22 protein-coding genes, 1 tRNA gene and 1 pseudogene are annotated in these 25,953 nt (G+C 46.8%); 9 read left to right on the top strand and 15 right to left on the bottom strand.

All coding sequences use genetic code 11. The features are described 5' to 3' along the window. Positions 1-8: 8 nt before the first annotated feature. Complete coding sequence (gene gluQRS / locus ICN20_RS01145) at positions 9-959, bottom strand: tRNA glutamyl-Q(34) synthetase GluQRS (RefSeq protein WP_216237678.1); 951 nt, start codon at positions 957-959, stop codon at positions 9-11. Positions 960-962: 3 nt separating this feature from the next. Here gluQRS and dnaE point away from each other — a divergent pair, with 3 nt between their 5' ends. Then, positions 963-4,580 carry a DNA polymerase III subunit alpha gene (dnaE, locus tag ICN20_RS01140; RefSeq protein WP_216237675.1) on the top strand — a complete coding sequence of 1,206 codons (3,618 nt, stop codon included), beginning with the start codon at positions 963-965 and terminating at the stop codon, positions 4,578-4,580. 27 nt (positions 4,581-4,607) lie between these two features. On the opposite strand, the gene ICN20_RS01135 is transcribed toward dnaE, so the two are convergent. The 3 genes from ICN20_RS01135 to ICN20_RS01125 are packed head-to-tail and all read right to left on the bottom strand — an operon-like array spanning position 4,608 to position 7,317. Continuing rightward, on the bottom strand, positions 4,608-5,765 hold the full coding sequence (locus tag ICN20_RS01135; protein WP_216237674.1) for a glycosyltransferase family 9 protein: 1,158 nt from the start codon (positions 5,763-5,765) through the stop codon (positions 4,608-4,610). 14 nt (positions 5,766-5,779) lie between these two features. Continuing rightward, positions 5,780-6,559 (bottom strand): glycosyltransferase family 2 protein, encoded by a 780-nt coding sequence (locus ICN20_RS01130; protein ID WP_216237668.1) that lies wholly within the window; start codon positions 6,557-6,559, stop codon positions 5,780-5,782. Further along, positions 6,556-7,317, bottom strand: a complete 762-nt coding sequence (locus ICN20_RS01125) for a glycosyltransferase family 2 protein (RefSeq protein WP_216237666.1) — start codon at positions 7,315-7,317, stop codon at positions 6,556-6,558. The genes ICN20_RS01130 and ICN20_RS01125 overlap by 4 nt, the downstream gene beginning before the upstream one ends. A 10-nt stretch (positions 7,318-7,327) precedes the next feature. Here ICN20_RS01125 and msbA point away from each other — a divergent pair, with 10 nt between their 5' ends. Next, positions 7,328-9,091, top strand: a complete 1,764-nt coding sequence (gene msbA, locus ICN20_RS01120; protein ID WP_216237663.1) for a lipid A export permease/ATP-binding protein MsbA — start codon at positions 7,328-7,330, stop codon at positions 9,089-9,091. Between the two features lie 25 nt (positions 9,092-9,116). Here the strand turns inward: msbA and rng are convergent, their stop codons facing one another. The 8 genes and pseudogenes from rng to ICN20_RS01080 form a co-directional block, all read right to left on the bottom strand. Beyond that, entirely contained in the window at positions 9,117-10,580 is a 1,464-nt protein-coding gene (gene rng / locus ICN20_RS01115; RefSeq protein WP_216237661.1) for a ribonuclease G, read from the bottom strand. Further along, positions 10,577-11,200 carry a Maf family nucleotide pyrophosphatase gene (locus tag ICN20_RS01110; RefSeq protein ID WP_216237658.1) on the bottom strand — a complete coding sequence of 208 codons (624 nt, stop codon included), beginning with the start codon at positions 11,198-11,200 and terminating at the stop codon, positions 10,577-10,579. Before ICN20_RS01110 ends, rng begins: the two co-directional genes overlap by 4 nt. A 13-nt stretch (positions 11,201-11,213) precedes the next feature. Then, positions 11,214-11,657: a 23S rRNA (pseudouridine(1915)-N(3))-methyltransferase RlmH gene (rlmH, locus tag ICN20_RS01105; protein ID WP_216237656.1), complete on the bottom strand. Its 444-nt coding sequence runs from the start codon at positions 11,655-11,657 to the stop codon at positions 11,214-11,216. Positions 11,658-11,680: 23 nt separating this feature from the next. Beyond that, a pseudogene (gene rsfS, locus ICN20_RS01100) lies at positions 11,681-12,067 on the bottom strand (ribosome silencing factor); the annotation flags it as partial. 44 nt (positions 12,068-12,111) lie between these two features. Then, a complete protein-coding gene (locus ICN20_RS01095; protein ID WP_255534591.1) occupies positions 12,112-12,813 on the bottom strand; it encodes a nicotinate-nucleotide adenylyltransferase in 702 nt (233 codons plus the stop codon). Between the two features lie 11 nt (positions 12,814-12,824). Next, the gene (hemF, locus tag ICN20_RS01090) at positions 12,825-13,736 is read right to left on the bottom strand and encodes an oxygen-dependent coproporphyrinogen oxidase (protein ID WP_216240109.1); all 912 of its coding nucleotides are present in this window, start codon (positions 13,734-13,736) and stop codon (positions 12,825-12,827) included. A gap of 41 nt (positions 13,737-13,777) precedes the next feature. Continuing rightward, positions 13,778-15,055, bottom strand: coding sequence for a phosphoribosylamine--glycine ligase (gene purD, locus ICN20_RS01085; protein ID WP_216237649.1), 1,278 nt, complete (start codon positions 15,053-15,055; stop codon positions 13,778-13,780). Positions 15,056-15,086: 31 nt separating this feature from the next. Beyond that, a complete protein-coding gene (locus tag ICN20_RS01080; protein WP_216237644.1) occupies positions 15,087-15,806 on the bottom strand; it encodes a YebC/PmpR family DNA-binding transcriptional regulator in 720 nt (239 codons plus the stop codon). A gap of 152 nt (positions 15,807-15,958) precedes the next feature. On the opposite strand from ICN20_RS01080, the gene ICN20_RS01075 reads away from it, so the two are divergent. Beyond that, positions 15,959-16,043, top strand: a tRNA-Leu gene (locus ICN20_RS01075). 50 nt (positions 16,044-16,093) lie between these two features. Here ICN20_RS01075 and ICN20_RS01070 read toward each other — a convergent pair. The 3 genes from ICN20_RS01070 to lptF form a co-directional block, all read right to left on the bottom strand. Beyond that, positions 16,094-17,035 (bottom strand): CysB family HTH-type transcriptional regulator, encoded by a 942-nt coding sequence (locus ICN20_RS01070; RefSeq protein WP_216237641.1) that lies wholly within the window; start codon positions 17,033-17,035, stop codon positions 16,094-16,096. Between the two features lie 62 nt (positions 17,036-17,097). Beyond that, positions 17,098-18,252: an LPS export ABC transporter permease LptG gene (lptG, locus tag ICN20_RS01065; protein ID WP_216237639.1), complete on the bottom strand. Its 1,155-nt coding sequence runs from the start codon at positions 18,250-18,252 to the stop codon at positions 17,098-17,100. Continuing rightward, complete coding sequence (gene lptF / locus ICN20_RS01060) at positions 18,249-19,364, bottom strand: LPS export ABC transporter permease LptF (protein ID WP_216237638.1); 1,116 nt, start codon at positions 19,362-19,364, stop codon at positions 18,249-18,251. Before lptF ends, lptG begins: the two co-directional genes overlap by 4 nt. Positions 19,365-19,519: 155 nt before the next feature. On the opposite strand from lptF, the gene ICN20_RS01055 reads away from it, so the two are divergent. The 6 genes from ICN20_RS01055 to ICN20_RS01030 all read left to right on the top strand — a co-directional run bounded on the left by ICN20_RS01055 (position 19,520) and on the right by ICN20_RS01030 (position 25,915). Further along, positions 19,520-21,130, top strand: a complete 1,611-nt coding sequence (locus tag ICN20_RS01055; RefSeq protein WP_216237636.1) for a leucyl aminopeptidase — start codon at positions 19,520-19,522, stop codon at positions 21,128-21,130. Positions 21,131-21,157: 27 nt separating this feature from the next. Continuing rightward, complete coding sequence (locus tag ICN20_RS01050) at positions 21,158-21,622, top strand: DNA polymerase III subunit chi (protein WP_216237635.1); 465 nt, start codon at positions 21,158-21,160, stop codon at positions 21,620-21,622. 5 nt (positions 21,623-21,627) lie between these two features. Then, the gene (gene lgt / locus ICN20_RS01045) at positions 21,628-22,416 is read left to right on the top strand and encodes a prolipoprotein diacylglyceryl transferase (RefSeq protein ID WP_216237633.1); all 789 of its coding nucleotides are present in this window, start codon (positions 21,628-21,630) and stop codon (positions 22,414-22,416) included. 7 nt (positions 22,417-22,423) lie between these two features. Next, positions 22,424-23,332, top strand: coding sequence for a LysR substrate-binding domain-containing protein (locus tag ICN20_RS01040; protein ID WP_216237631.1), 909 nt, complete (start codon positions 22,424-22,426; stop codon positions 23,330-23,332). 135 nt (positions 23,333-23,467) lie between these two features. Next, positions 23,468-24,772 (top strand): malonyl-CoA decarboxylase, encoded by a 1,305-nt coding sequence (locus ICN20_RS01035; RefSeq protein WP_216237628.1) that lies wholly within the window; start codon positions 23,468-23,470, stop codon positions 24,770-24,772. A 159-nt stretch (positions 24,773-24,931) separates the two neighbouring features. After that, entirely contained in the window at positions 24,932-25,915 is a 984-nt protein-coding gene (locus ICN20_RS01030; protein ID WP_216237626.1) for a tripartite tricarboxylate transporter substrate binding protein, read from the top strand. Positions 25,916-25,953: the final 38 nt, after the last annotated feature.

Here is a 25,953-nt window from a genome sequence, read left to right as displayed (position 1 = left end):
TCGAGTAATTAACTTCGCCATGCATGGGTGGCTGCCAATAGCCACTCTGCAATCGTGACATTCTCGCCATCAGGCAAATTCTTCAATCCTAAGTGTTTTGCCGCCTTGCGCAACTCCATCAGTGAGCACTTCTCATCTTGCGTATTAATTTGAGTTGCTAAAGTTTGCTTACTGAGTTTTTCACCATGCTCATCGAGCACCAGTGGTAGATGGAGATATTCTGGTCGTTTATATCCCAAAACTTCTTGAAGATAGATTTGTCTTGCGGTGTTGCTCAATAGGTCTTGACCACGCACAACGTGTGTAATTTTCTGCTCGGCATCATCAACCACCACAGCAAGCTGGTAGGTAAACAAACCATCACTTCTACGTAGGACAAAATCACCCACCTCCTCGCTGAGGTTTTGGCTTTGTGGTCCCAGCGCTAAATCCTCGAATTCAATATGGCAATTTGAGGGAAGAGCAATACGCCAAGCTTGTTGTAATTCCCCAAAAGATTCAGGGGATTTCCTGCTTAGATTGGTAGGACGGCAAGTGCCCGGATAGACCATTTCTTGATTACGGGGCGTCTCAATTCCGAGGCTTGCTAGGGTATTGGCAATCATTTGTCGGGAACAGGTGCAGGAATACAGGCATTCAAGCCCATTTAAGCGCTCTAAGGCCCTCAGATAGGCCTCATTGCGCTGTGATTGATGGATTACTTCCTCGTCCCAGGAAAGGCCGCAGGCGAGCAATTGAGACTGAATTTGCTGACTTGCCTCGGGTATACAGCGGGGGGTATCCAAATCCTCGATTCTGAGTAGCCATTTACCCCCATTTTTACGGGCATCCAACCAGCTTCCAAGGGCAGCAACCAGGGATCCAGCGTGGAGCGGACCAGTGGGCGAGGGGGCAAATCGCCCGCGATAGCCGCCGGCTGGGGATGAAGGGTTTTTGAGTTTGGACACAGCTAAAATCATCTCATGGCTTCACCCCGTTTTGTACATCTTCGCGTCCATTCCGAGTTTTCGATTACGGATGGAGTCGTGCGCATTGATGATGCGGTGGCGGCTGCCGTTAAAGATGAGATGGGCGCGTTGGCCATCACGGATTTAAGTAATTTATTTGGTTTAGTGCGGTTCTATACCGCTGCCCGTTCCGGCGGCATTAAGCCGATTGCCGGAGCGGATGTTTGGATTAGCAATCCTCAGGATCCAGATCAACCCCATCGTTTATTGCTACTGGTACAAAACCATTCGGGTTATCTGAATTTATGCGAGCTGCTCAGCAGGGCATCTTTAGATAATCAATCGCGTGGTCGCGCTGAAGTGGATTCTGCTTGGTTTAGTGAGCCTGCCGCTAAAGCAGAAGACAAGGCAGCAAAGCGGACGCTGTCTTATGGCTTGATTGCACTCTCTGGCGCACGTATGGGCGAAATAGGTACAGCACTATTAGGCGGGCAAGAAGATCATGCCAAGATTGTTGCCAGACGCTACGAAAAACTCTTTCCAAAGTCTTTCTACATTGAAGTTCAGCGCGGCGGCAATCCTCAAGATGAAAAACAACTGCAGCTTGCTTGTCATTTAGCCAGTGAGCTGGATTTACCGGTGGTGGCAACCCATCCTGTGCAGTTCATGCAGAAAAGCGACTTCACTGCGCATGAGGCCCGCGTCTGTATTGCTGAAGGCGAGTTACTCGGCAACCCGCGGCGTACTAAAAAGTTTAATGATGAACAGTATTTCCTGACCCAAGAGGAGATGGAAAAAAGGTTCGCTGATTTGCCAGCGGCATTAACGAACTCAGTTGAAATTGCGAAGCGTTGCAACCTCTCTTTGGTTTTAGGTCAACCACGTTTGCCAGATTTTCCAATACCGCCTGGTATCACTTTAGAAGACTATTTGTTGCAGCAGTCCGAGGTCGGTTTGAAGCGCCACATGGAGCGCAACTTCCCGGATGCAGAAGAGCGCGCAAAAGAAATGACGCGCTACCAAGAGCGTCTCGTTTTTGAAGTGAAGACGATTTCTCAAATGGGTTTCCCGGGTTACTTCTTGATCGTGGCGGACTTTATTAACTGGGCTAAGAACAATGGTGTTCCAGTTGGCCCTGGTCGCGGATCTGGTGCGGGCTCTTTAGTAGCTTACTCATTGGGTATTACCGATTTGGATCCACTGCGTTACAACTTACTCTTTGAGCGCTTCCTCAATCCAGAGCGGGTATCGATGCCTGACTTTGATATCGATTTCTGTCAGCACGGTCGCGACCGTGTGATTCAGTACGTGAAGGATAAGTACGGTAAAGATGCGGTGAGTCAGATTGCTACCTTTGGAACGATGGCCGCTAGGGCGGCGATTCGTGACGTTGGGCGCGTTTTGGAGCAGGGCTATAACTTCGTAGACGGTATTGCTAAGTTGGTACCGAATAAGCCAGGTCAATACATGACGATTGAAATGGCCAAGAAAGAAGAGAAGCAATTAGCCGAGCGCGAGAAGAATGAAGATGAAGTGCGTCAATTGCTTTCCTTGGCGCAGCAGTTAGAGGGTATGACCCGTAACGTTGGTATGCATGCCGGTGGTGTATTAATTGCTCCAGGGCGCCTCACGGATTTTTGTCCGCTTTACACCCAAGAAAGTAAAGATCAAGACAGTAGCTCCGTCATTAGTCAATTCGATAAAGATGACGTAGAAGCAATTGGCTTGGTGAAGTTCGACTTCTTGGGCTTGACCACCTTAACCATTTTGGCAGCAGCAGAGCGTTGGATTAAAGCGCTCCATGCAGATCGCAGAGATTGGAATATCGGCGAGATTGCACTGGATGATGAAAAAGCCTTTGATGTTCTTAAGCGCGCTAACACCGTTGCAGTGTTCCAGCTGGAAAGCCGCGGCATGCAAGGCATGCTTCGTGAAGCAAAGCCAGACCGCTTTGAGGACATTATTGCCTTGGTGGCTTTGTACCGCCCGGGCCCAATGGATTTGATCCCAGACTTTATTGAGCGTAAGCATGGTCGCCAAAAAGTCGAGTATCCGGATCCTCGTATTGAGCCAGTTCTTCGTGAGACCTACGGCATCATGGTCTATCAAGAGCAGGTGATGCAAATGGCGCAGATGATTGGCGGCTACTCATTGGGTGGCGCTGACATGTTGCGTCGTGCGATGGGTAAGAAAAAGCCAGAAGAAATGGCTCAGCATCGCAAGATTTTTAGTGATGGCGCAAAAGCAGGCGGTATTACAGAGGCAAAAGCAAACGAGATCTATGACTTGATGGAGCGTTTTGCAGGCTACGGTTTTAATAAGTCCCATGCTGCTGCATATGCACTCTTAGCTTACCAAACTGCTTGGCTCAAAGCGTATTACCCTGCTGAATTTATGGCGGCCAACTTATCGCTCGCGATGGATGACACCGATAAGGTGAAGATTCTATATGACGATTGTTTGGTGAATAACATTCGGGTGTTTTCACCGGACATCAACACCGGTGTTTATGAGTTCACGCCATTGCGTGCGCCCGATGCCACTCCTGACTCGCCAATTAGTCATATTCGTTATGGCTTAGGTGCCGTGCGTGGTACTGGCGAAGCGGCAATCGAATCGATTGTTAAGGCACGTGAGACTGGTGGCCCATTTAAAGATCTCTTTGATTTCTGCGCACGTGTTGATCGTCGCCAGGTGAACCGTCGTGCCATCGAAGCTTTAATGCGTGCTGGTGCTTTCGATAGTTTGTATCGTGACTCTGTCCCTGCGGGCGGCAATCTCTATGACATCCGTTCAACCTTACTGGCCTCTCTAGCCAGAGCAATTGAGGCTGCAGAACAAGCTGAGGCATCGATACATCAAGTCAGTCTGTTTGAAGTTGCTGGTGAAGAGGATCGTCATCTCCCAGAGTTGGTGCGTGAGCCTATCTGGTCTGAGAAGAAGCGACTACAAGAAGAGAAGAATGCTTTAGGCCTTTGCTTAACGGGTCATATGTTTGATGCTTATCGTGACGAGACCTCCCACTTTATTCGTCAGCCCTTATCTAAGGTCACTGAGGGTAAGGATCAGCTCATTGCCGGCATTATTACTTCTGCACGCATGCTGACTGGTCAACGTGGCCGCATGATGATTGCTACTATTGATGATGGTAGTGCTGCGCTAGAAGTAACTTTGTATAGCGAAGTCTACGAGCCTAATCGTTCTTGGTTAAAAGAAGATGAGCTCTTGGTTGCAAAAGTAAACGTAACGCCAGATAAGTTCTCGGGCGGTGTTCGTATTGTCTCTGAGGCAGTAATGGATATTACTGGCGCACGCATGCGCTTTGCTCGTAACGTTCATGTTTGCATCGATAATGCGATCGATATCAAGATGCTCCGCAGCCAAATCAACCCCTACCTCATGGCCAATCGTGTGCGTGATCCTAAGTTGGGTGCATCTGCACCCGCTGGGCCGGGATCAAATGATGGCATGAAGGGCTTAATGCTCACAGCTGCTGTTACTACCAGTGGTGGTGCTTGCTTGATGCAGTTCCCTGAAGAGCTGCGGATTTACCCAGACGATGCCTGCTTGCATGGGCTTAATCAAATCTTAGCCTCGAAGCAAAAAGATCCTGTACAGATTCAGTACCTTTAGTCGTGTATTTCAGTATTGATGTTTGATTTAGTTCGCCAATACTTTCCCAATAGCCTCGATGACTTGCCCAGGCTCTAGTAAATCTAAACACTCACTGTAACTATCTGCCTTATCTAAGCATCCCGCCTTACGGCAGGGAACGCATTCACCGGGGCCCTGCAAGATAGTGACATTACCAACAGTTTGGGAGCGGGCGCGCAACTGATAGGGCTGCTCACCAATAAACCCATTTGGCCAAGGGCCAAAGTTCGTAGGTGGAGTAGCGCCGAATAGGGTAATCGTTGGGATATTGCACGCCGCGGCCAAATGGGTAATCGAGGTATCCACTCCAATATACAAAGCAGCGCTGCGAATAAGGGTGCCTGCCTGCGGAATCGATAATTTACCTGCCGCGTTGACGACCTGTTTTTTACTTTCATCATCCAGTAAAGAAATGATGTCGTGATTGAGTTGCACATCTTGCTTTGCTGGGGACGCACTTAACACCACCTGGAAGCCTTGCTTTACCAGCCAAGTAATGAGTACCTGCCAATAAGCGAGCGGCCAACGTTTGTAGGCAGTGAGCGGCCCTGGGTGTACAACAACATAAGGTTGCTTGAGTTCGTTGGCAATGACAGGTGTTAAGGGTTCTCCAGCAGGTGGAGTAACTGAAATCGGCTTAGCAAAAAGTTCAGAGTGATTTTGAAAGAAGGGCTCTAGTAGGCGCAGTTTTTCTGTAATGACATGCTGATTAAAGTAGTCAACATCTACCGTATGCATGCAGATGAATTTCTTCCAAGCATTTTGCTTCTCGCTCTTACTTCTTTTTTGTTGATCTTGCGCATCTTTACCTTGAGGGTGGCCACCAAGCACGCCCACTCTTCTAAAGCCTGCCACTAAACCATAAAGGTAGGCACGATCACTGGGTTGCGTCACAACAGCCAAGTCATAACGCTGAAACAGGCGATTAAAAAGAGAGAGATATTCACCAAAACCAGGTCGATCAGAGGTTTCAATCACCTCAGCAATATCGGGATTGCCATGCAGCATCTCCAGCTTGCCGCGGTATCCCAAGAAATGAAACTCCGCATCAGGCCACAACTCTCTAGCTTTGCTAATCAGAGGTGTTGTTACTAGCACGTCTCCAATTTGCCTGGTGGCAATAAAGAGTACTTTTTTAGGCTTGAGCTTGGAGTAAGTAGTCATCGTTATTGGGATGCTTAAAGCACCTTAGCTAAAATCTTCTCACGCACACGACGAGCATTCTCGGCAGCATTGCTTTGATCATGAATCTTATGAAAGAGGTGTAGTACTTCTGTCGACCATGAGCCAGATTTACGGCGAATACCATGGTGTTGCAAGCGGAAGATAAAGTCTGCGTCTTCGTGACCCCAGCCTGTCATGGTTTCATCAAAACCTGCAATTGCTTCGGCATCAGCCTTCCAGCAGGCCATATTGCATCCCTTAATACGACGCCAGACAAATTTTTGGTAATCTCGCCAAGAGCCATTGCCCAACTTTATCTTTAGGGGCCAGTATTTGTTGATGCCACCAGCAAGGCGCTTACTGAATAGACCTGCGCAAAACGACTGAAAACTCCAATGGGGCAAAGTGAGTAATTCTTGGGTGAGGCTTTCATTAAGCAAGACTCTACTGCCGGTAACAAGACACCCCTTTTGAGCCAATTGACGATGACGAGCTATAAAGTCTGGTTGTACGATGCAGTCACCATCCAGGAAAACCAAATAGTCTCCATGGGCAGCAGCTATTGCTTGGTTCAAAATCTTGGTTTTTCGAAAGCCCTGATCTTCTTGCCAGAGATGTGTGATTGAGATCGGATGTGTGGCTTTGATTGTTTCAATGAGGCGCTGTGTACTCTCAGCGGAACCATCATCGGCAATAATGATTTCAAAGTCTTGATCGGTTTGAGTGGACAGCGATTCCAGACAAAGCTTGAGTGCTTGTGGCCAGTTGTATGTGGCCAATAAAACAGAAATCATTTACAGGCTTCCTGATTCAGATGCCACAGCTTAATGTATCGGTAATATGTGCCTTGGCCATTCGATACTGCTAAAGCAAATCCTTGTGCACCATCCAAAAAGCCTGCACGAATAATGTAAGTGCGGATAAACGCCCAGACACCATGCAAAACCGCCTTAAGAGGGCTGCTGGTTTTACCTTTGGCAAAGGCTTGCTCTGCTGATGCTGTGGAATATCGATCTAGCTTTTGCAGAACTTGTGAATAGTTCATGAAGCTGTAATGCAACATGGGGTTCTCTAGTTTTGCAACCCGACCGTTAGGGACGAGGCGCTCATGAACGAGATCATCCGAGAAGCGAGCGGTGCCACGCTTAAAGAGGCGATCTACATAATCGGGGCTCCACCCAGAGTGGCGGATAAAGCGACCGCAATACCAAGATAACCTGGGAATCGCAAAACAATCCACATGGGCACTATGATGAATCGCCGTCAGAATCTCTGACTTGAGGGCAGGGGTCAGTCGTTCATCAGCATCCAAAGATAGAACCCACTCACCGGTAGCGAGGTCTAGGGCGCGATTCTTTTGGGGGCCAAAACCAGGCCAATCCGCAGGCTGGGATATGGTTGCCCCATGATTTTTGGCTATTTCTAGGGTGCGATCAGAGCTATTGGTATCGACCACCACGATCTGTTGGGCGATTCCCTCTAAGGAGGCTAGACAATCGTCCAAATTGGCCTCTTCATTGCGGGTGATGAGTATGACTGATAAGGTGGGCATAATTCATTATATGAATGCTCAAGACCGTACTGCCCTAAATCGCTTAATTACCTATCTCAAGCCCCATTACGGCTTGATTATTGGGTCGCTTTTGGCCATGGCATTAGTGGCTGGCGCCGAAACCTCCATTCCGGCCCTGATGAAGCCTTTGCTAGACCGTGGCTTTACTGGACAGCTCAATAGCAAGCTCTGGCAAGTCCCCGTTTTTTTAGTTGGCCTGGCCTTGGTTCGCAGTTTGGCCCAATTTTTATCCAACTATCTATTAACTCGCGTAATTAATGCGGTTTTATTGAAATTACGTGAGCAAATGTTTCAAACACTATTGCATGCAAAGACCACTTTTTTTCAGCAGAACTCTGCATCCAATCTCATAAATGCAGTTGTCTTTGAAGTAAATAATGTTCTTTCCATCATGGGTGGAATGTTAATTAGTTTGGTGCGTGATTCGCTCACTGTAATCGGTTTAATGGGTTACCTCATCTATTTAAACTGGCAATTGACATTGGTTGTCTTGTTTATTTTCCCCGTGATTGCATTCATCATGAGCAAAATTAATCGCCGCCTAAGATCGCTGAATAGAGAGCAGCAAACGCTCACCAGTGAGCTTGCTTATATTGTGGAAGAGGCAGCTGCGGGATATAAGATAGTTAAGGTCCACGGCGCAGAAGAGTACGAAATGAATCGCTTTAAGCAAAAGGCTGAGCGTGCGCGTCAGTTTGCTTTGAAGTCAGCAGTGGCGGGTGGTTTAAACCAGCCAATTACTCAGTTGATTGCCTCTATGGCTTTATCTGTAGTGCTAGTCATCGCATTGATGCAATCTGCCACTGAAGGCACTACTGTCGGGGGTTTTGCGGCATTTATTACTGCAATGATGTTGGTGATCTCTCCCTTAAAGCATTTGGCTGATATCAACCAACCCTTGCAGCGTGGATTGACTGCTGCCGAAATGATTTTTGGATTGATGGATCAGCCTTTTGAAGAGGATGATGAGCGCAAGCAAAATATGAAGTCGCTCAATAAGGCAAAAGGCGCCATTCGTTTTGATGATGTTGGCTTCTCCTATCAACAAGAGGCAGGGCGAAAAGATGCTTTGCGCAATATCAATCTCAACATCAAGCCAGGTGAAGTTGTAGCTTTCGTCGGCCCCTCGGGTGGTGGTAAATCTACGCTCGTCAATTTACTGCCGCGTTTCTATAGACCAACTAGCGGCCACATTTATTTAGATGACATGCCTTTAGAAAATATTGTGTTGGCAGATGTACGACGCCAGATTTCTTTTGTGAGCCAGGATGTTATTCTCTTTAACGATACGATTGCTGCTAACGTCGCCTATGGTGCCAACGATCAAAATGGTGTTGATCGTGGGCGCGTCATGGAGGCTTTGGAAGCAGCCAATCTGAGCTCACTGATTAAAGAGTTGCCTGAAGGTATTGATTCGGTAGTGGGCGATAACGGCAATCGCTTGTCTGGTGGACAGCGTCAGCGTATGGCTATTGCAAGGGCAATCTATAAAGATGCCCCTATTTTGATTTTGGATGAAGCAACTTCAGCATTGGATTCTGAGTCTGAGCGTCAGGTGCAGGAAGCTTTGGATAGATTAATGGCCAACAGAACCACTTTGGTGATTGCTCACCGTTTATCAACAATTGAACATGCCGACCGAATTGTGGTGCTTGAGCATGGCAAGATTGTTGAAAATGGTTCCCACGCAGAATTAATTAAGCAAGACGGCTTGTATGCGAATTTGCATCGCATTCAGTTCTCTAACGCTTAATAAAGTTCAGGAAAATTCAGAAAATTTAACTGAGAACAATATCGTATTGTTCTTGACGGAAGCTACCCTCAGCTTGGAGGGTAATCGGCTTACCAATGAAGTCACCGAGCTGTGCCAAGAATTGATTTTCTTCTTCCAGAAATAAATCAATCACATCGGGTGCGGCCACAATTCTAAATTCTCGTGGATTAAATTGGCGGTGCTCTCGCACGATTTCTCGCAAAATCTCGTAACAAATTGTCTGTGCAGTTTTAATCTCACCCTTGCCAAGGCAGGTAGCGCATGGCTCACAGGTGATATGGGCTAACGACTCACGAGTGCGTTTGCGAGTCATTTCTACTAAACCCAAAGCAGAAAAATCGCTGACTGAGGTACGTGCATGATCACGCTCTAGGTTACGCTTGAGTTCATGCAAAACTGATTCTTGATGGTCTTTGCCAACCATATCAATGAAATCGATGATGATGATCCCACCTAGATTGCGTAAGCGGAGTTGGCGAGCAATCGCTTGGGCAGCTTCTAGATTGGTTTTAAAGACGGTGTCATCAAGATTGCGTGCGCCAACATAACTGCCAGTATTGACATCAATCGTTGTCATAGACTCCGTTTGATCAATCATGAGATATCCGCCGGACTTTAAATCTACTCGGCGACCGAGAGCCTTATTGATCTCAGCATCCACGTCAAATAAGTCAAACAACGCACGCTCGCCACGATGGAGTGTGAGCTTGCCTAAGAGATTGGGCATGTAGGCATTAGTGAAGGCTTTGAGCTTCTCGAAATTTTCAGCAGAATCCACCCGAATTTGGGTGGTCTCTTCCCCGGCAACATCACGCAATACTCGCTCAGCAAGACTGAGGTCTTGATAGAGTAGGGTGGGGGCTGGGTTGTTTTTCATTGCTGCATGAATGTTTTCCCAGGTGGTGCGTAGGTAAAGCATGTCATGCTGAAGTTCAGTGTCAGATGCGTCTTGAGCACTGGTGCGGACAATAATCCCGCCTTTTTCATCAGCAGCCATGAGGCTAGCAAGGCGAGCTTTAATCGCCTCACGCTCTTCAGGTTGATCAATGCGCTGAGAGACGCCGATATATTTTTCAGTTGCAGTGTCGCTGCCTGCGGGTGGCAAATAAACTAAATTACGACCAGCAATACTTAGCTGGGTTGTCAGGCGAGCGCCTTTGGTGCCCAAAGGATCTTTTAATACTTGTACCAGCAGTGTTTGCCCCTCAAACAATAATTTTTCAATTTGTGCCTGAGGATTATTTTGGGTGATATCTGCAACGTGCATAAATGCGGTGCGTTCAAGGCCAATTTCGATAAATGCAGATTGCATACCTGGCAATACACGCGCTACTTTAGCTAAATAGATGTTGCCGACAATGCCTCGTTGACGAGTGCGCTCAATCTGCAACTCTTGAACTGCGCCCTGCTGAATTAAAGCAACTCGCGTTTCTTGCGGGGTGATATTGATCAGTATTTCTTCGTTCATATGCTGCGGACTTGGGCGCGGTCTAGTAAAAGCTGGGTTTCATAAATAGGTAGACCCATGATACCGCTATAACTCCCCCGAATTGAGGGAATAAAAGCGCCTCCTAGACCCTGAATGCCATAGGCCCCGGCCTTACCATAGGGTTCGCCGCTAGCGATATAAGTGTTAATTTGTTCAGAAGATAAGTGAGCAAACTGAACTTCAGATACCTGTACAAGTTGTATGGGTTTTTCATTTGGGTTAACGGTAATAGCTACTGAGCTGAGCACTTCATGTGCTTTGCCGCTCAGCATGTTCAAAATACGCGCAGCATCGGCTGCATCAACTGGCTTGCCCAGAATTTCTCCATCCGCACTATTCGGTAAGCTAACGGTAGTATCGGCGCAGAGTATGGGGGCCCAAGGTAAACCACTGTTTTGCCATCTAGAAAGTGCCGCAGCACTTTTTGCCAAGGTAACGCGCTCTACATAGGCGCGCGCTTTTTCATTCGGCAAGGGAGTTTCAATACTTTCACTATCTTCATCGGGATTGGGTAGAAGCATTTCAAAGCAAATACCGATTTGCTTTAAGAGCTCTTGGCGACGAGGACTCTGCGAGGCGAGATATATAAAAGAATGCACAGGATTTATTTACTTATTCACGATGGTATGGGTGGCCTTGGAGAATGGTCCAGGCTCGATAGAGTTGTTCCACCAACAATACTCTGGCCATCGCATGGGGAAGGGTAAGGCTAGACAGGCGCCACATCGCTTGGGAAGCAGTCTTTAAGCTTGCGTCCAAGCCATCTGCACCACCGATTAGGAAGGTAATATCAAAGCCCTCTTGGCGCCAGCTGGCAAGTTGGGTAGCTAAGTTCTGTGTAGTTTGATCTTTGCCGCGTTCATCCAAAGCAATTACCCTGGAGCCTTTGGGAATAGCTGCAGCAATTTTGATAGCCTCTTTAGCAGGCGTAAGGTCAGGCTTGATTTCTTTTATTTCAATGCTGCAATCTGCAGGCATTCTTTTGATGTAGTCATGGGTTGCGGTTGCAACCCACTCGGGCATCTTATGACCAACTGAAACTATGGTGAGTCGCATTGCTGCAAGTGATGACGAAATTACTCGTCGTCTTCAGATTCGCTGGCCTTAACTAGACCTTTTTCACCAGCTAATTTGACGCGTACGGGTTTGGCGCCCCACATGCCTTCAAGCTGGTAGTAAGAGCGCAGCATCGGTTGCAGAATATGCACAACGATATCGCCGCAGTCTACTAATACCCATTCGCCAGTTTCTAAACCTTCAATAGAGATCACTTCGCCGCCTTTGGCGTTCACCTCTTCTTTGACAGACATTGCCAAAGAACGGGTTTGACGATTGCTTGAACCGGTGGCGATGATCACACGATCGAATAATTCGCTTAATTTAGTGGTGTCATACACACGGATATCCTGTGCTTTGACATCTTCTAGGGCATCAATCACGACGCGTTGTAATTTACGTAAGTCCATATTTTCTCGACAATAATTTTCTAATTAGGGTGATCTTAGCTTGATTACTGATACAAGCCCAGATTTGTAATGATTTCTAGGGTGTGGGTTGGGATTTGCTCAGACGCTACAGCGCTTCTGAAGCTGGATTTGAGGCGATCTCGTAACTCGGTAGAGGATAGATCAACATTCAGGCTTTCATCGATGTATATGAGGCCTGAGGGGCTATTTTCAAGAGCGGTAGCGTCCGATGTTTGATGTTCTTTTAAGAAGCCACTCACCTCGGTACTGAGTTCGGGGTTAATTTGTGCCCTCAAATCATGATGCGGTCTAGTTGCAACGGCAAAATTGACATATTGACTCAGCTTTTCCCAGGAGTTCCAGCTGGGTAATGCCACTAAGGAATCTGTCCCCATCAACCAAGTTAGGCTAGCATTTGCTCCAAATCGCTCTCGTAAGGCTTTAACTGTATCGATTGCATAGCTTGGTCCAGCACGATCGATCTCCATGCGGTCGATACCTACTTGAGTAGCGATCTTGAGATACAAGAATGCTCTTGCCAAATCTATGCCGGCAGCTTCAGTTAACTTAAAACGCATTTCTGCAGGAGTGATGCCAGTTCCCTTTTGCCATGGCTCACCACTCGGAATCAGTAGCAGCGCGTCCAAGTGCAACAGCTTGGCAAAATGCGTTGCTAGTTTCAGGTGACCAACATGAGGGGGATCAAAGGTGCCCCCAAGAATGCCAATTTTTTTTGCAGTATTCAAAGGTAGGGCGCTCAAGCTAGCCAATCGCGTGGCTTGAGGTAATAGTCGTATAACTTAGCCTCTTGTGTACCAGGTGTTGGCTGCCAGTTGTACCACCATTGCACCACTGGTGGCATTGACATCAGAATGGACTCAGTGCGACCACCCGAGTGGAGGCCAAAGATGGTCCCTCTATCAAAAATGAGGTTGTACTCAACATAACGGCCGCGACGATATTCTTGGAAAGACTTTTCTTCAGGGGTAAAGCCATCTTGATAGCGGCGCTGCACGATTGGGAGGTATGCATCGATAAATGCATCACCGACCGCACGAGTCATCGCAAAGCTTTTCTCAAAACCGAGCTCATTAAAGTCATCAAAGAAAACACCACCAATACCGCGAGGCTCTTCACGATGCTTTAAGTAGAAGTATTCGTCACACCATTTTTTAAAGCGAGGATAGAGTTCTTCGCCAAAGGGATCTAAAGCATCTTTAGCAGTTTGATGAAAGTGCTTGCAGTCTTCATCAACGCCGTAATAAGGGGTAAGGTCAAAGCCGCCGCCAAACCACCATACCGGCTCTTTGTCAGGTGCTTGCGCAATAAAGCAGCGCACATTCATATGGGTGGTGGGTACTTTGGGATTATTCGGATGGAACACTAATGAGACACCCATTGCTTCAAAGCTACGGCCTGCTACCTCTGGGCGGTGATGCGATGCTGAAGGCGGCATTTGATCGCCGCGTACGTGCGAGAAACCTACACCACCTTTTTCTAGGATATTGCCGCCATCCAAAATACAGGTGCGGCCATATCCCTTGAGTTTGCTGTCTTCAGGCTTGTGCCATTCATCAGCAACAAAGACCTTGCCATCCAAAGCGCTCATTGCAATGGTGATGCGATCTTGCAAGCCTAAAAAATATTCTTTTAAGGCGTTGATATCAATTTGGGTATGTTGATCTGACAAGGCGTTTTAACTTTATGGATTTACTTAATTGCGCGGTAGCCAATATCTTTACGATATTGCATGCCGTCGAACTTGATGTGATCGATCGCTTCGTATGCTTTTTGTTGAGCGCCACGCACAGTGTCAGCAAGACCAACCACACACATCACTCGTCCACCCGATGTCACCACTTTGCCATCTTGTAGTTTCGTACCAGCATGGAAAGTAATTTGATCTTCGGTATCAGCTGGGATACCGGTAATGACATCGCCAGCGCGCGGAGTGTCAGGGTAGTTATGGGCAGCCAGCACAACACCTAAGGCAGTGCGACGATCCCATTCCAGCTCAACTTCATCGAGCGTGCCATCGACTGCATGATCAAGCGCATTGACGAGATCACTCCGTAAGCGGGTCATGATAGGCTGTGTTTCTGGGTCACCCATGCGGCAATTAAATTCAAGGGTCTTGATCTTACCGTCAGGCGTGATCATTAAGCCCGCATACAGGAAACCGGTATAGGGAATCCCGTCCGCCTTCATGCCTTTAACCGTTGGCATGATCACTTCACGTAATGCACGCGCATGAATTTCCGGCGTCACTACTGGAGCAGGAGAGTAAGCACCCATACCGCCAGTATTAGGCCCTTGATCGGCATCTAACAAACGCTTGTGATCTTGGCTGGTTGCCAAAGCTAAAACATTCTTTCCATCTACGAGAACAATAAAACTCGCCTCTTCACCAGTCAGGAATTCTTCTATCACTACGCGGGCACCGGCATTGCCTAATTTGTTATCTGCCAACATCATGTCAACGGCAGCGTGCGCTTCTTCCAGGCTCATTGCTACTACAACACCCTTGCCAGCTGCCAGACCATCGGCTTTAATCACAATCGGCGCACCTTTGGCATCAATGTAGGCATGAGCCTCGAGTGCGTTAGAAAAGGTTTGGTAATCCGCCGTTGGAATGCCATGACGCTTCATAAACGCTTTAGAAAAGTCTTTGGAAGACTCTAGTTGCGCTGCTAATTGCGTTGGACCAAAAATACGCAAGCCATTGTTGCGGAATACATCAACGATGCCAGCAGCAAGTGGAGCCTCTGGGCCGACAACTGTTAAATGAATCTTCTCACGCTTAGCAAAGTCAGCTAGCTCTTGCAATCCAGTGATAGGTAAGTTCTCAATACCTGCAGCAGTTTGCTTAGCAGTGGCTGTGCCACCATTGCCTGGGGCAACATAAACCGTTTGCACTTGGGGGGATTGGGCTAACTTCCAAGCTAGGGCGTGTTCACGTCCGCCAGATCCAATAAGTAGAATTTTCATAACAAGCTATCTGTAGTAAGTAACCAAAAAATTAAAGTGCGGCGTTCGTAAATACTTCTTGAACGTCATCTAAGTTCTCAAGTGCATCCAATAACTTCTGCATACTTTCTGCTTGATCACCTTCCAAGGCAATCTCGGTCTCGGGACGCATGGCAACAGTTGCTAACTCAGGCTTGAGGCCTGCTTTGCTAATGGCATCTTGCACTTTAGAAAAATCAGGTACAGGGGAGAGCACTTCTAAAGATCCATCATCATGAGTGATGACATCTTCAGCGCCAGCATCTAATGCCACTTCCATTAGTTGATCTTCGCTAGTGCCCGGTGCAAACAACATCTGTCCGCAATGTTTGAATAAGAATGCAACTGAACCTTCTGCACCCATATTGCCGCCATTCTTATTAAAAGCGTGGCGAACTTCTGCAACAGTACGAGTGCGGTTATCGGTTAAGCAATCAACAATGATCGCTGCACCATTAATGCCGTAGCCTTCGTAACGAATCTCTTCGTAGTTCACGCCCTCGAGTGAGCCGGTACCACGCTGAATCGCTCTTTGTACGTTATCGTTCGGCATATTGGAGTCTTTAGCTTTATCAATAGCCAGACGTAAACGTGGGTTTGTAGCAATGTCGCCGCCGCCTAATTTAGCGGCTACAGTAATTTCTTTAATGAGTTTGGTCCAAATCTTGCCGCGTTTCTCGTCCTGACGACCTTTGCGGTGCTGAATATTGGCCCATTTCGAATGGCCGGCCATACGGGTAAGTCCTTTTAATAATTTGGCTAGAAGACCTCATTTTAAGGGGTTCTAGACCCAGAGTAGGGGGTATCTGACCATTTTTTGTTACACTCTCTTGTCTTAGCAGTAACAAAGTAGCAAAGTAAGCAGAATTTCCACTGCAAACACCTGCCTCGGTGATGGAATTGGTAGACGTGCCGGACTCAAAATCCGGTGCCGCAAGGCGTGGCGGTTCGAGTCCGCCCCGAGGCACCACTCAAAGACTGTTCTGTCTTTGAGATTTCTCAAGTTAATTCTTAATCAGACTAAATTTCGTAAGTCTCTGACTCGTTATTCATTGCCTGCTCAACAATCTTCTTGGTGAGCGTTGGTGAGAAGAGCTCAATGAAGGTGTACACAAAAGACCTGAGATAGGCGCCTTGTTTTACGCCTAGATGCGTCACATTGTTTCCAAACAAGTGTCCTGCAGGAATGACTTTGAGATTGCGATCTCGATCTGGATCATAAGCATGACCCGCAACAATGCCGATACCCATGCCTGTTTCTACATAGGTCTTAATCACGTCAGCATCGATCGCTTCCAAAATAATATCTGGCTTGATATTTCTTTGTGCAAAGGCTGCATCAATCTTGCTACGGCCTGCAAATGCTTTGTCATAGGTAATGATGGGGTACTTGGCAATCTCTTCAAGCGTCAGAGTGGCTTGATTCAGGAGTGGATGGCTTAATGGCACCATGAGTACGTGCTGCCATTGATAGCCTGGCAGGGCTAGGACGCCTGGGGTATTGGCAATTCCCTCAGTTGCAATGGCAATGTCAGCGCGATCGTGTGTGAGTAATTCAGCAATTTGACCGGGACTACCCTGTTGAATACTGACCTTCACTTTTGGAAAGCGTTTAGTAAATTCAGTAAGCACCTTTGGTAGTGCGTAGCGCGCTTGTGTATGCGTTGTTGCAATCACAAAGCTTCCTTGATCTTGACTAGCGAAATCCTTGCCGACTCTTTTCAGAGTTTCAACCTCATCGAGGATGCGCTCAATTGAACTCAAAATGCGTTTGCCAGGTTCAGTCAGGGAGCGAATGCGTTTGCCATGCCGGCGAAAGATCTCCACGCCTAATTCATCTTCTAATTCGATAATCGCCTTAGATACCCCGGGCTGAGAAGTAAAGAGCGCCTTTGCAGCGGTCGTTAAATTGAAGTTTTGCCGAACGGCTTCCCGAACAAAACGAAATTGGTGCAGGTTCATGTGGATTCCTATCTATATATCTACAACGATATAGGAATCAAATTCTAAATGATTTTTGGGTATTAAGCCTTGGAAACCCAGCGCAGTCCAATGAGTGCTAAGAGGAAGTACAGCATTGGCGGGATTAGGGCTGTGAGCAGCGCTGGCCATGAGCCCAGGAGTCCCACATTAGAGAACAGCGAGTTAAATAGCTGAAAGCTCATGCCAAGCATGATTCCACCGAATACCTTAATGCCAACACTGCCGGCACGCACCTTCAAATAGGCGAAGGGTAGCGCTAGTGTCAGCATCACAAAAATAGTAAATGGATAAATCACCTTTTTCCAGAACGCGATTGAATGTCGCTGCGCATCCTGCTTGTTATCACGCAGATGAGAAATAAAACGACCTAAGCTCACAATCGACATTTTTTCGGGGCTAATTAATAGCACGCTCAAAATTTGTGGGGTGACTTCTGATTCCAACGTCACTATGGGGTGCGTAAACGTTTGCGCAGAAAAAACAGGATTTAGTGGATCTGATTGCTTTGTTTCTTTAAAACGCGTTTCAGTGACGTCATTTAAAACCCAGATACCAGTTTCATCGAATTGCCCTGACACCGCGCTCCGAATCGATAGGAGGTGATAGCTGTCATCAAACTCATACATGCGGATATTTCTGATTTCATTATCTTTGTCGACCTTGCCTACGTTGACATAGCGCACCCCGGGGCGAACCGGGCCGCTACCATCTTCATCACGCAAGCGATCTTTTACCCAAACGCCGGTTCTAAATTGGGATGAGTAGGCAGAGCCCATAGCTTTCATGCGAATCTGATCAGATTTCGCTTCGGTGTAAGGGCCGACCCATTCACTCATGATGAGAGTAAGGGCAATCAATGGCAAGGAAATCTTAGTCAGGGTGATGAGGCCGCGCTTAACGTCTAGACCAGCGATGCGCAAAATTGTGAACTCAGACTGACTAGCTAGCATGGCAAATACGTAGATACTGCCAATCAAACCTGCAATCGGAATGATTTCTGAGATGCGACTCGGAGCCTTTAACAGCACATGCAGTAGCGCCAAGGGAAGGGTGTAGGCGCCCTGGACGGAGCCGAGCTCGCTCAAGATATCAAAGAACAAAAATAAAGTCACCAAGGCAAATAAGATAAAACCAAAAGCAGCATAGATCTGCTTGGCTAGATAGCGCTCATAAATATAAGGAAAGAGCAGCTTCATTTGGTTGCCATAGAAGCAGGTAGCTGACGACGCCACCACTTCAAAGAAGGATTAATACGATTACGAATTAAAGCCGTTGCAATCAAGAGCGCAAGCAAATGAATAGGCCAGATTGCAACAAAAACGCCGACCTTGCCTTGTGAGACAAAATTTTGCGTCAGGTTAAGAAGGTTGCTATAGATTAAGTAAATTAAGACCGCATAGAACATCGCAGTGTAATTACCAAGACGAGGATTCACATAAGCAAGCGGTATCGCAATTAGTACCAGGCCTAATGCCATCAACGGTAGGCCGATACGCCAGAGCAACTCGGCGCGATTAGGATTGGTGGATGCAGGATTCGGATCATTTAAGAGTTCGGTAATCGTCTTTTCTCGGTCTCGCGGCGCTGGTGCTAATGATTCCTTACTGCGGATCTTGGTGCTGTATTCATTAAATTCAAGAATCCTAAAATCGGGCTGGGTGGGCTGTCCCTCATAGCGTCTGCCGTTATGTAGCACGATGGATTTCTCGCCACCTGCGGAATTTTGGATAAAGCCAGTTGAGGAGACTGCAATACTCAGGCGACCATTCTTAGAGTCAGCTACGAAGATATTCTTTACCTCACTCTTGTCAATATCAAGCTCTTCAATAAAAAAGACGCGTTCTGCTTTTGCAGATTCTTTAAATTGACCCGCGCTCACCATAGATACATCATCACGTTGCTGAAAGCGCTGACTAATTAAAGTGGACTCACGATTTGCCCAGGGCCAGACAAAAAGAGCAAGTAAGGCAATGATGATGATGAGAGGCGTAGCAAATTGCAGGATGGGGCGAATAAGATTTGTAACGCTTAAGCCGCTAGCAAACCAAACAATCATTTCTGAATCTTTATACCAGCGAACTAAAACGATTAGGGTGGCAACAAATAGAGAAACCGTCAAAAGAACGGCAAGATAACCTAAGGTAGCCAAGGCAATCAAAACTAGTGCGTCTTCAGGATTGACTGCGCCATTGGCCGCAAAACCCAAAATTCGAATTACCAAGGTAGTCACCATAATGGTGACTAAGACCAAAAAGACCCCGCCAGTCGTAAAACTGAGTTCGCGGCGAAGGGCCTGTTTAAAAATCATGTGAGATAAGGGTCTGGATTGGTGAGGTTATTGGGGATTACAAATGGCTTATATTGTTGATAAGGGAAGTTAATCTCATGTCGGAGGATAATGGATAAACGTCCCAAATTAGCAATTACCTCCCTTTTGAATCGACCAAAATACCGTAATAGATTATGACAATTCAATTTAGTACCAAGATTTTCCCTCAAGCAGACCTTCAGAGCCCAAAACTCCAGAAAACTAGCCTCAAAACCTTGCTCAGCCTAAGCGCTGACTGTTTGGTGTTGGCTTATTCCAAGGGGGACTTGGATAGTTTCTCAGGCAGCAAGGGCGCCAAAGTCAAAACGGGATTTTTGCCAGAGCTTGATCTGATGCTTGGAGGTTCAGTTACTCACGCTAACGTTGTGGGAGATTTGGATTCCAAGCAGGCATCGGTATGCATGCTGCGCGCAGAAAAATCATGGTCTACCAATGGCGTTAAAGCTAAACGAGTATTGCTAGTGAGTTTAGGAGATGTGCATCTTGCTAGTGAACGTAACTTAACTACGTATTCCAAAGTTGCCCGGGCGGCTCTGAAAGAGCTCAGCGGTGGATCCATTGAAAGTGCCTTGTGGTTCACTCCCAGTTTTGCGCTCGCTCACAAAGCGGACTTTATTGCAGAAGAGGTGCGCCTGACTATTCAATATGCTGGTGATCAGGCATACCGTTTCGGTGTGCGTCAACCGGCTATGAAATTTAAGGCTAAAGACAAGGCCGATGCTTTCAAAAGTTTAGTCTTTGCCGGCAACGATGCTTGCTCTAAAGAATTGAAGGCTGCAGTTGACCAGGGTATATCCATGGTTGAGGGCATGAACTTGGCAAAGGATCTTGGCAATCTTCCTCCAAACATCTGCACACCAACCTATCTTGGTAAGGCTGCCCAAGGCTTAAGCAAAAAAACCAGCCTCAAAGTTGAAGTGCTTGGGCGCAAGCAAATCGAGGCTCTAGGTATGGGCTCATTCTTATCGGTTGCCAAAGGATCTGACACGCCGCCTCAGTTTATTGTGATGAGGCATCAAGGTGGTAAAGCAGGCGAAGCACCGATTGTGCTGGTTGGTAAGGGTATTACCTTTGACACCGGCGGCATCTCATTGAAGCCAGGCGAAGCGATGGATGAGATGAAGTACGACATGTGTGGCGCCGCTTCAGTTATTGGCACCATGTATTCAGTTGCTTTGATGAAGTTGAAAAAGAATGTGATTGGTGTTATTCCAACTTGTGAAAATATGCCATCAGGTCAAGCCACTCGTCCTGGCGATATTGTGAAAAGCATGTCAGGACAAACGATCGAGGTTCTCAATACGGATGCAGAAGGTCGACTCATTCTGTGTGATGCGCTGACTTATGTAGAACGCTTTAAACCAGCGGCGGTGATCGATATTGCCACTTTGACTGGTGCCTGCATCATTGCTTTGGGTCATGTGCATAGCGGTTTGTTTTCTGAGGATGAGAGTCTGGTGAGTGAGCTTACTAAAGCAGGCCACGCATCATTAGATACGGTGTGGCGTTTGCCTTTAGATGCTGCTTATCACGAGCAACTTAAATCTAACTTTGCGGATGTTGCCAATATTGGTGGGCGTCCAGCTGGCAGCGTGACAGCGGCTTGCTTCTTATCGCGCTTTACTGAGAAATACAAATGGGCTCACCTAGATATTGCTGGAACAGCCTGGAAGAGTGGGGCAGCTAAGGGTTCTACCGGTCGCCCTGTACCGCTTTTGGTGAACTTCTTGCTTGAACGCAAGTAAGCAATCCGGACTTTGGATAAATACTGAATGGCACGCATTGATTTTCATAGCAATGTAAGTGACAAGCTGGAATATGCTTGTCGCCTCACACGCAAAATTTGGAGTGCTACACCCGAGGGGGAGCCTGTACGCAATATTGTAATGGTGGGTGAGAAAGCTGATCTACAAAAGTTAAACGAGTTGCTTTGGTCATTTAGTAGCACGGATTTTTTGCCACACTGTTTTATAGATGATGAAGCTGCGGCAGAAACACCCATTGTCTTGACAGATGATTTTGCTTCTTCTGCCCTAAACAATATTCCCCATGCTGATGTCATGATTCATCTGGGCATGCGTATGCCTGCAGATGTGTCTGCTCTCGTGGCGCGTTTCCCCAGAATTGTTGAGGTTGTCACGGTTAATGAGGCAGAGCGCTTGGCAGGGCGCGAGCGCTTTAAAGCTTATCGCGAGTTAGGCCATGAGCTACATAACTTTGACCAATCCAAAAGCTAAGACAAATGTTGATTCATCCTCAGTTTGATCCTGCAGCAATTCGGATTGGTTCATTTGCAATTCACTGGTATGGCTTGATGTATCTAATGGCTTTTGTGCAGTTTTTACTGCTGGGCCGTTTACGTATTCGAGCCTCTCGCTATCAGGCCTTGGGTTGGACTTATAAAGATCTTGAGGATCTACTTTTTGCCGGTGTTCTAGGAGTGGTACTTGGTGGACGCTTGGGCTATATCCTCTTTTATATGCCAGGCTTTTACTGGTCTCACCCGTTGAGTATTTTCAAAATATGGGAAGGCGGCATGTCTTTTCATGGCGGCTTGCTGGGTGTTCTAGTCGCACTTTTTTGGTTTGCAAAAAAACGCAAGACTAGTTTTTTTGTAGTGAGTGATTTGGTTGCTCCACTAGTTCCCTTTGGATTAGCATTTGGTCGATTAGGAAACTTTATTAATGGCGAGTTATGGGGAAGGCCTACTGATCTGCCTTGGGCGATGGTATTTCCATTGGTAGACTCTGTGCCACGTCATCCTTCACAGATTTACCAACTGCTTGGTGAAGGTGTATTGCTCGGTATCGCTTTGTGGATTTATGCGGGCAAGCCAAGACGTGTAGGTCAAGTATCTGGATTCTTCTTGCTGGGTTATGGCATTTGTCGTTTCTTGGCTGAATATGCTCGTGAGCCAGACTCTTTCTTGGGTCTTCTAGGGCTAGGCTTGTCGATGGGCCAATGGTTGTGTGTGCCGATGATGGTGCTAGGTGTCTATCTGATGACGGTATTCCAATCTAAGAGTAAGTAGCTCACTTATGCTGAACGAAGAGATTACGCTACGGAAGTTAGAAATTCTTTGTTCATTCGTGCGAACTGGCAGTCTTTCTAAAACAGCAGAAGAATTGCATTTAAGTTCAGTGAGCATTCACAAAGCATTGCATTCATTAGAGTCAGGGGTTGGTTGCCCTTTATTTGTTAAAGAAGGGCGGCAATTAAAGTCTTTACCTGCTGCTATTTATTTGGCGGAGGCCAGTACGGACCTATTGGTTGACATAGACCGCGTCCTTAAAAAGACCAGGGCTAAAGCAGGGGTCGAGATTGGGCAAATCCGCTTGGGCTCTATGTACTCATTAACTGCCAACATCATTCCCCGAATGATTATGGGCACCAAAATTCGCAGGCCTGATTTGGATATCGATTTATATCTGGGCTCGAATGAAGATTTAATGAAGAAACTATCCGAGGGGAGTGTGGATGCGGTGGTCATTGCAGTTCCCTCAAAAGACCTGCCAGATGGCGTGCAAGTAGTCTCTCTTTTTGAGGACCAACTATTCTTGGCTTCTTCAAAAGCTAGCAAGCCTGCCGCAGCCAATATTGATTTGTCCGAATATCAGCATGAGAAATTTCTAACCCTTCAAGACGGCTTTGCCACGACCTCAGGGTTTTACGAAGCTTTTCAGCTCGCGGGCTTCAAGCCAAACGTGGTGATGAAAGTCGGAGATATCTTCTCCCTCATGAATATGGTCTCTGGCGACCTTGGTAGATCTTTATTGCCCGGCAGGGTAAAGGCCTTAATGGGCAATGCCATCGAATTTACCCCCTTATTACCCAAATACCAGGTCACCCAACGAATAGCCTTAATGTATCTTCAGGCTAATGAATCAAACCCGAATATCTTGGCTCTAGCAGCTGAAGCCCGCATGATGCATCGCAACAACCCCTAAAATTTGCTTAGCGTCTACAATTTCATTTAACTTCAGGTTAATAATTATTCATTTAACTTAATTGATTTCACGGGTTCTGAGTAATAAATTGAATTGGTCCAGATTTTTGTCGTTTTTCTTTTTTGAAAAGATTACATGCTCGAAAAGTTAGCAAAAGCTCGCAACCTGTCAAAAGCCAATAACGCCGTTAAGCGTTTGATTTCTGAGCGCGGCGAATCGAATGCCGTCAGCATGGCAGATGATGTCGTTAATAACTATCGCAAGTTAGCCAAAGACCAACACATTCCATTTTTTACCTACCTGTTTGAGAAATTAAATCCTCAAGTGGATGCAGTACTAAAAGCTGCGCAAAGTTTTGCAGCAGAAGCTACAGCTCGTAACTACATTCTCTTGCAAAAGGTTTCTGAATCACCAAGGCAAGAATTATTTCGTCGCTTGAATCGTGCTGGTCACGGAACTGCAGCGGTAGTGCAAATGCGTCGCGACCTTTTGCAGCTTTTAGATAAGAAGCCAGAGCTTGCTGCAGTTGATTTTGATATGCGTCATCTGCTTACATCTTGGTTTAATCCAGGATTTTTAAAGATGCATCGTGTCGATTGGAAATCACCTGCAGAGGTTTTGGAGAAATTGATCCAGCACGAGGCAGTGCATGCCATCGATGGCTGGGATGACTTGCGCCGTCGCCTGCAGCCTGATCGCCGTTGCTTTGCTTTCTTTCATCCACAGCTTCCTAGCGAGCCTTTAATCTTTGTGGAAGTAGCCTTATTGCCGGAAATTCCAACAGTCATTACTCCTTTGGTAGATAAAAAGGCGGAGACAGTTGATCAACCATCACAATACAAAGTTGCTGTTTTCTATTCCATTAGTAACTGTGAGCCAGGTCTGCGCGGCGTCTCAATGGGCAACTTTTTAATTAAGCGCGTTGCTGAACAGTTGCATGCAGAATTTCCTAGCCTAAAAACTTTTGTCACCTTGTCCCCAATTCCAGGATTTATGGACTGGGTATCTGCTGGTGCAAACTTGGGTGAGGATGTTCCGGCAGAGAAATTAAAGCCAAACTTCAGGGCTGCACGAGATCATGCTCTTGCAACTCTCAAATTAGATTCACAGTCTTGGACAGAAAAATTAAGTGCTGGATGGCATCCTGATTTAGCCCCTCCAAAAGAGCAAGAAGCTCTGCTTTGTCTGGCTTCTATTTATTTAGGCCTTGGTTCAACAGGCCGCAATGGCAACCCTGTAGCCAAATTCCATTTGGGTAATGGGGCAAAACTGCATTTAGTGAATTGGGCGGGCGATTTATCTCGTAAAGGCTTGCGTCAGTCGGCCGGTTTAATGGTGAATTATCTATACGACTTGGGTAATGTAGAAGAAAACCATGAAAAATTTGCTAACGGGGAGATCGTGTATTCAAGGGCAGTAGGTAAGTTAATGGCTCCCTAGCGAATAGTTTTGTAGGGGGTACCCTAAGGCAGAGTCCAAAGAGGTTCACTTTAGGGTCTAATGTATGGCTGGACGCTTAGATCCAGACAGTCGTTAGATGGATAAGCAGCATTAATAATGAATTTAAGCCATGAACAGTGGCGAGTGGAGGAGACAACGATGTTTAATCAATTAAGCCTATCGGCAATCATCAAGAAAGCCGTGTTCCTGGTTTTTGCTGCACCTTTGGTGGTCATGGCGCAAGAATGGCCAAATAAACCGATCACGGTAGTTGTGCCATTTCCAGCTGGAGGTGGAACAGACGCCTTCGCTAGACCTTTGGCTGCGCAACTGACCAAACAACTTGGCAAGCAAATCATTATTGATAACCGTGGCGGTGCTGGCGGTACCTTGGGCGCCTCTATTGCAGCTAAGGCTGCGCCTGATGGCTACACCTTCTTTATGGGTGCTGCACATCATGCAATCGCTCCGGCTATGTATCCAAACCTGGATTACGACATTGAGAAAAGTTTTATCCCTGTAGCAATGGTGGCAAATCCACCCCAGGTGATTGTTGTCAATCCTAAGAATGTTCAGGTGAAGAATTTAAAAGAATTTATCGAGCTTCTCAAAAAGAATCCAGGTAAGTTTAATTACGCAAGTGCTGGCAACGGTTCCTCACATCATTTGGCTGCAGAGCAGTTCAAGATGCTGACAAAAACATTTATTACCCACATTCCGTATCGTGGCGCTGGTCCGGCTATGCAAGACCTCATCGCTGGCCAAGTAGATATCGAGTTTGACGGTTTGGGTTCCTCTGCTGCGCAAATCAAAAACGGTTCTATCGTGGCAATCGCAGTAGCTTCTCAAAAGCGCGCTCCTGGATTTCCAGATGTGCCTACCGCTGCTGAATCTGGCTTAGTAGGTTACGAAGTTTCCACCTGGTATGGATTGTTTGCTCCTAAAGGCACTCCTCAGCCCATTATCGACAGGATGATCGTGGAAGTTCAAAAAGCGATTAATACTCCAGAGTTGAAAACCATTTGGACTAACAATGGTTCTGATACGCCTAATTTAACGGGTCCTGCTTTCGGTAAGTTCGTGAATGCCGATATCAAGCGTTGGGCTGCTGTTGCTAAGGCTTCTGGCGCTAAATTAGATTAAGAATTTTTTATTAAACATTACCCCTGGGGTTTGAGGTT

The sequence above is a fragment of the Polynucleobacter sp. JS-Polo-80-F4 genome (assembly GCF_018881965.1).
Taxonomy (GTDB): domain Bacteria; phylum Pseudomonadota; class Gammaproteobacteria; order Burkholderiales; family Burkholderiaceae; genus Polynucleobacter.
This window is presented reverse-complemented; position numbering and strand designations above follow the sequence as displayed.

What these genes read in the sequence shown, in the direction of transcription:
- gluQRS (WP_216237678.1), bottom strand. Translation starts at nt 959, where the DNA reads ATGATTTTAGCTGTGTCCAAACTCAAAAACCCTTCATCCCCAGCCGGC.
- dnaE (WP_216237675.1), top strand. Translation starts at nt 963, where the DNA reads ATGGCTTCACCCCGTTTTGTACATCTTCGCGTCCATTCCGAGTTTTCG.
- ICN20_RS01135 (WP_216237674.1), bottom strand. Translation starts at nt 5,765, where the DNA reads ATGACTACTTACTCCAAGCTCAAGCCTAAAAAAGTACTCTTTATTGCC.
- ICN20_RS01130 (WP_216237668.1), bottom strand. Translation starts at nt 6,559, where the DNA reads ATGATTTCTGTTTTATTGGCCACATACAACTGGCCACAAGCACTCAAG.
- ICN20_RS01125 (WP_216237666.1), bottom strand. Translation starts at nt 7,317, where the DNA reads ATGCCCACCTTATCAGTCATACTCATCACCCGCAATGAAGAGGCCAAT.
- msbA (WP_216237663.1), top strand. Translation starts at nt 7,328, where the DNA reads ATGAATGCTCAAGACCGTACTGCCCTAAATCGCTTAATTACCTATCTC.
- rng (WP_216237661.1), bottom strand. Translation starts at nt 10,580, where the DNA reads ATGAACGAAGAAATACTGATCAATATCACCCCGCAAGAAACGCGAGTT.
- rlmH (WP_216237656.1), bottom strand. Translation starts at nt 11,657, where the DNA reads ATGCGACTCACCATAGTTTCAGTTGGTCATAAGATGCCCGAGTGGGTT.
- purD (WP_216237649.1), bottom strand. Translation starts at nt 15,055, where the DNA reads ATGAAAATTCTACTTATTGGATCTGGCGGACGTGAACACGCCCTAGCT.
- ICN20_RS01080 (WP_216237644.1), bottom strand. Translation starts at nt 15,806, where the DNA reads ATGGCCGGCCATTCGAAATGGGCCAATATTCAGCACCGCAAAGGTCGT.
- ICN20_RS01070 (WP_216237641.1), bottom strand. Translation starts at nt 17,035, where the DNA reads ATGAACCTGCACCAATTTCGTTTTGTTCGGGAAGCCGTTCGGCAAAAC.
- lptG (WP_216237639.1), bottom strand. Translation starts at nt 18,252, where the DNA reads ATGAAGCTGCTCTTTCCTTATATTTATGAGCGCTATCTAGCCAAGCAG.
- lptF (WP_216237638.1), bottom strand. Translation starts at nt 19,364, where the DNA reads ATGATTTTTAAACAGGCCCTTCGCCGCGAACTCAGTTTTACGACTGGC.
- ICN20_RS01055 (WP_216237636.1), top strand. Translation starts at nt 19,520, where the DNA reads ATGACAATTCAATTTAGTACCAAGATTTTCCCTCAAGCAGACCTTCAG.
- ICN20_RS01050 (WP_216237635.1), top strand. Translation starts at nt 21,158, where the DNA reads ATGGCACGCATTGATTTTCATAGCAATGTAAGTGACAAGCTGGAATAT.
- lgt (WP_216237633.1), top strand. Translation starts at nt 21,628, where the DNA reads ATGTTGATTCATCCTCAGTTTGATCCTGCAGCAATTCGGATTGGTTCA.
- ICN20_RS01040 (WP_216237631.1), top strand. Translation starts at nt 22,424, where the DNA reads ATGCTGAACGAAGAGATTACGCTACGGAAGTTAGAAATTCTTTGTTCA.
- ICN20_RS01035 (WP_216237628.1), top strand. Translation starts at nt 23,468, where the DNA reads ATGCTCGAAAAGTTAGCAAAAGCTCGCAACCTGTCAAAAGCCAATAAC.
- ICN20_RS01030 (WP_216237626.1), top strand. Translation starts at nt 24,932, where the DNA reads ATGTTTAATCAATTAAGCCTATCGGCAATCATCAAGAAAGCCGTGTTC.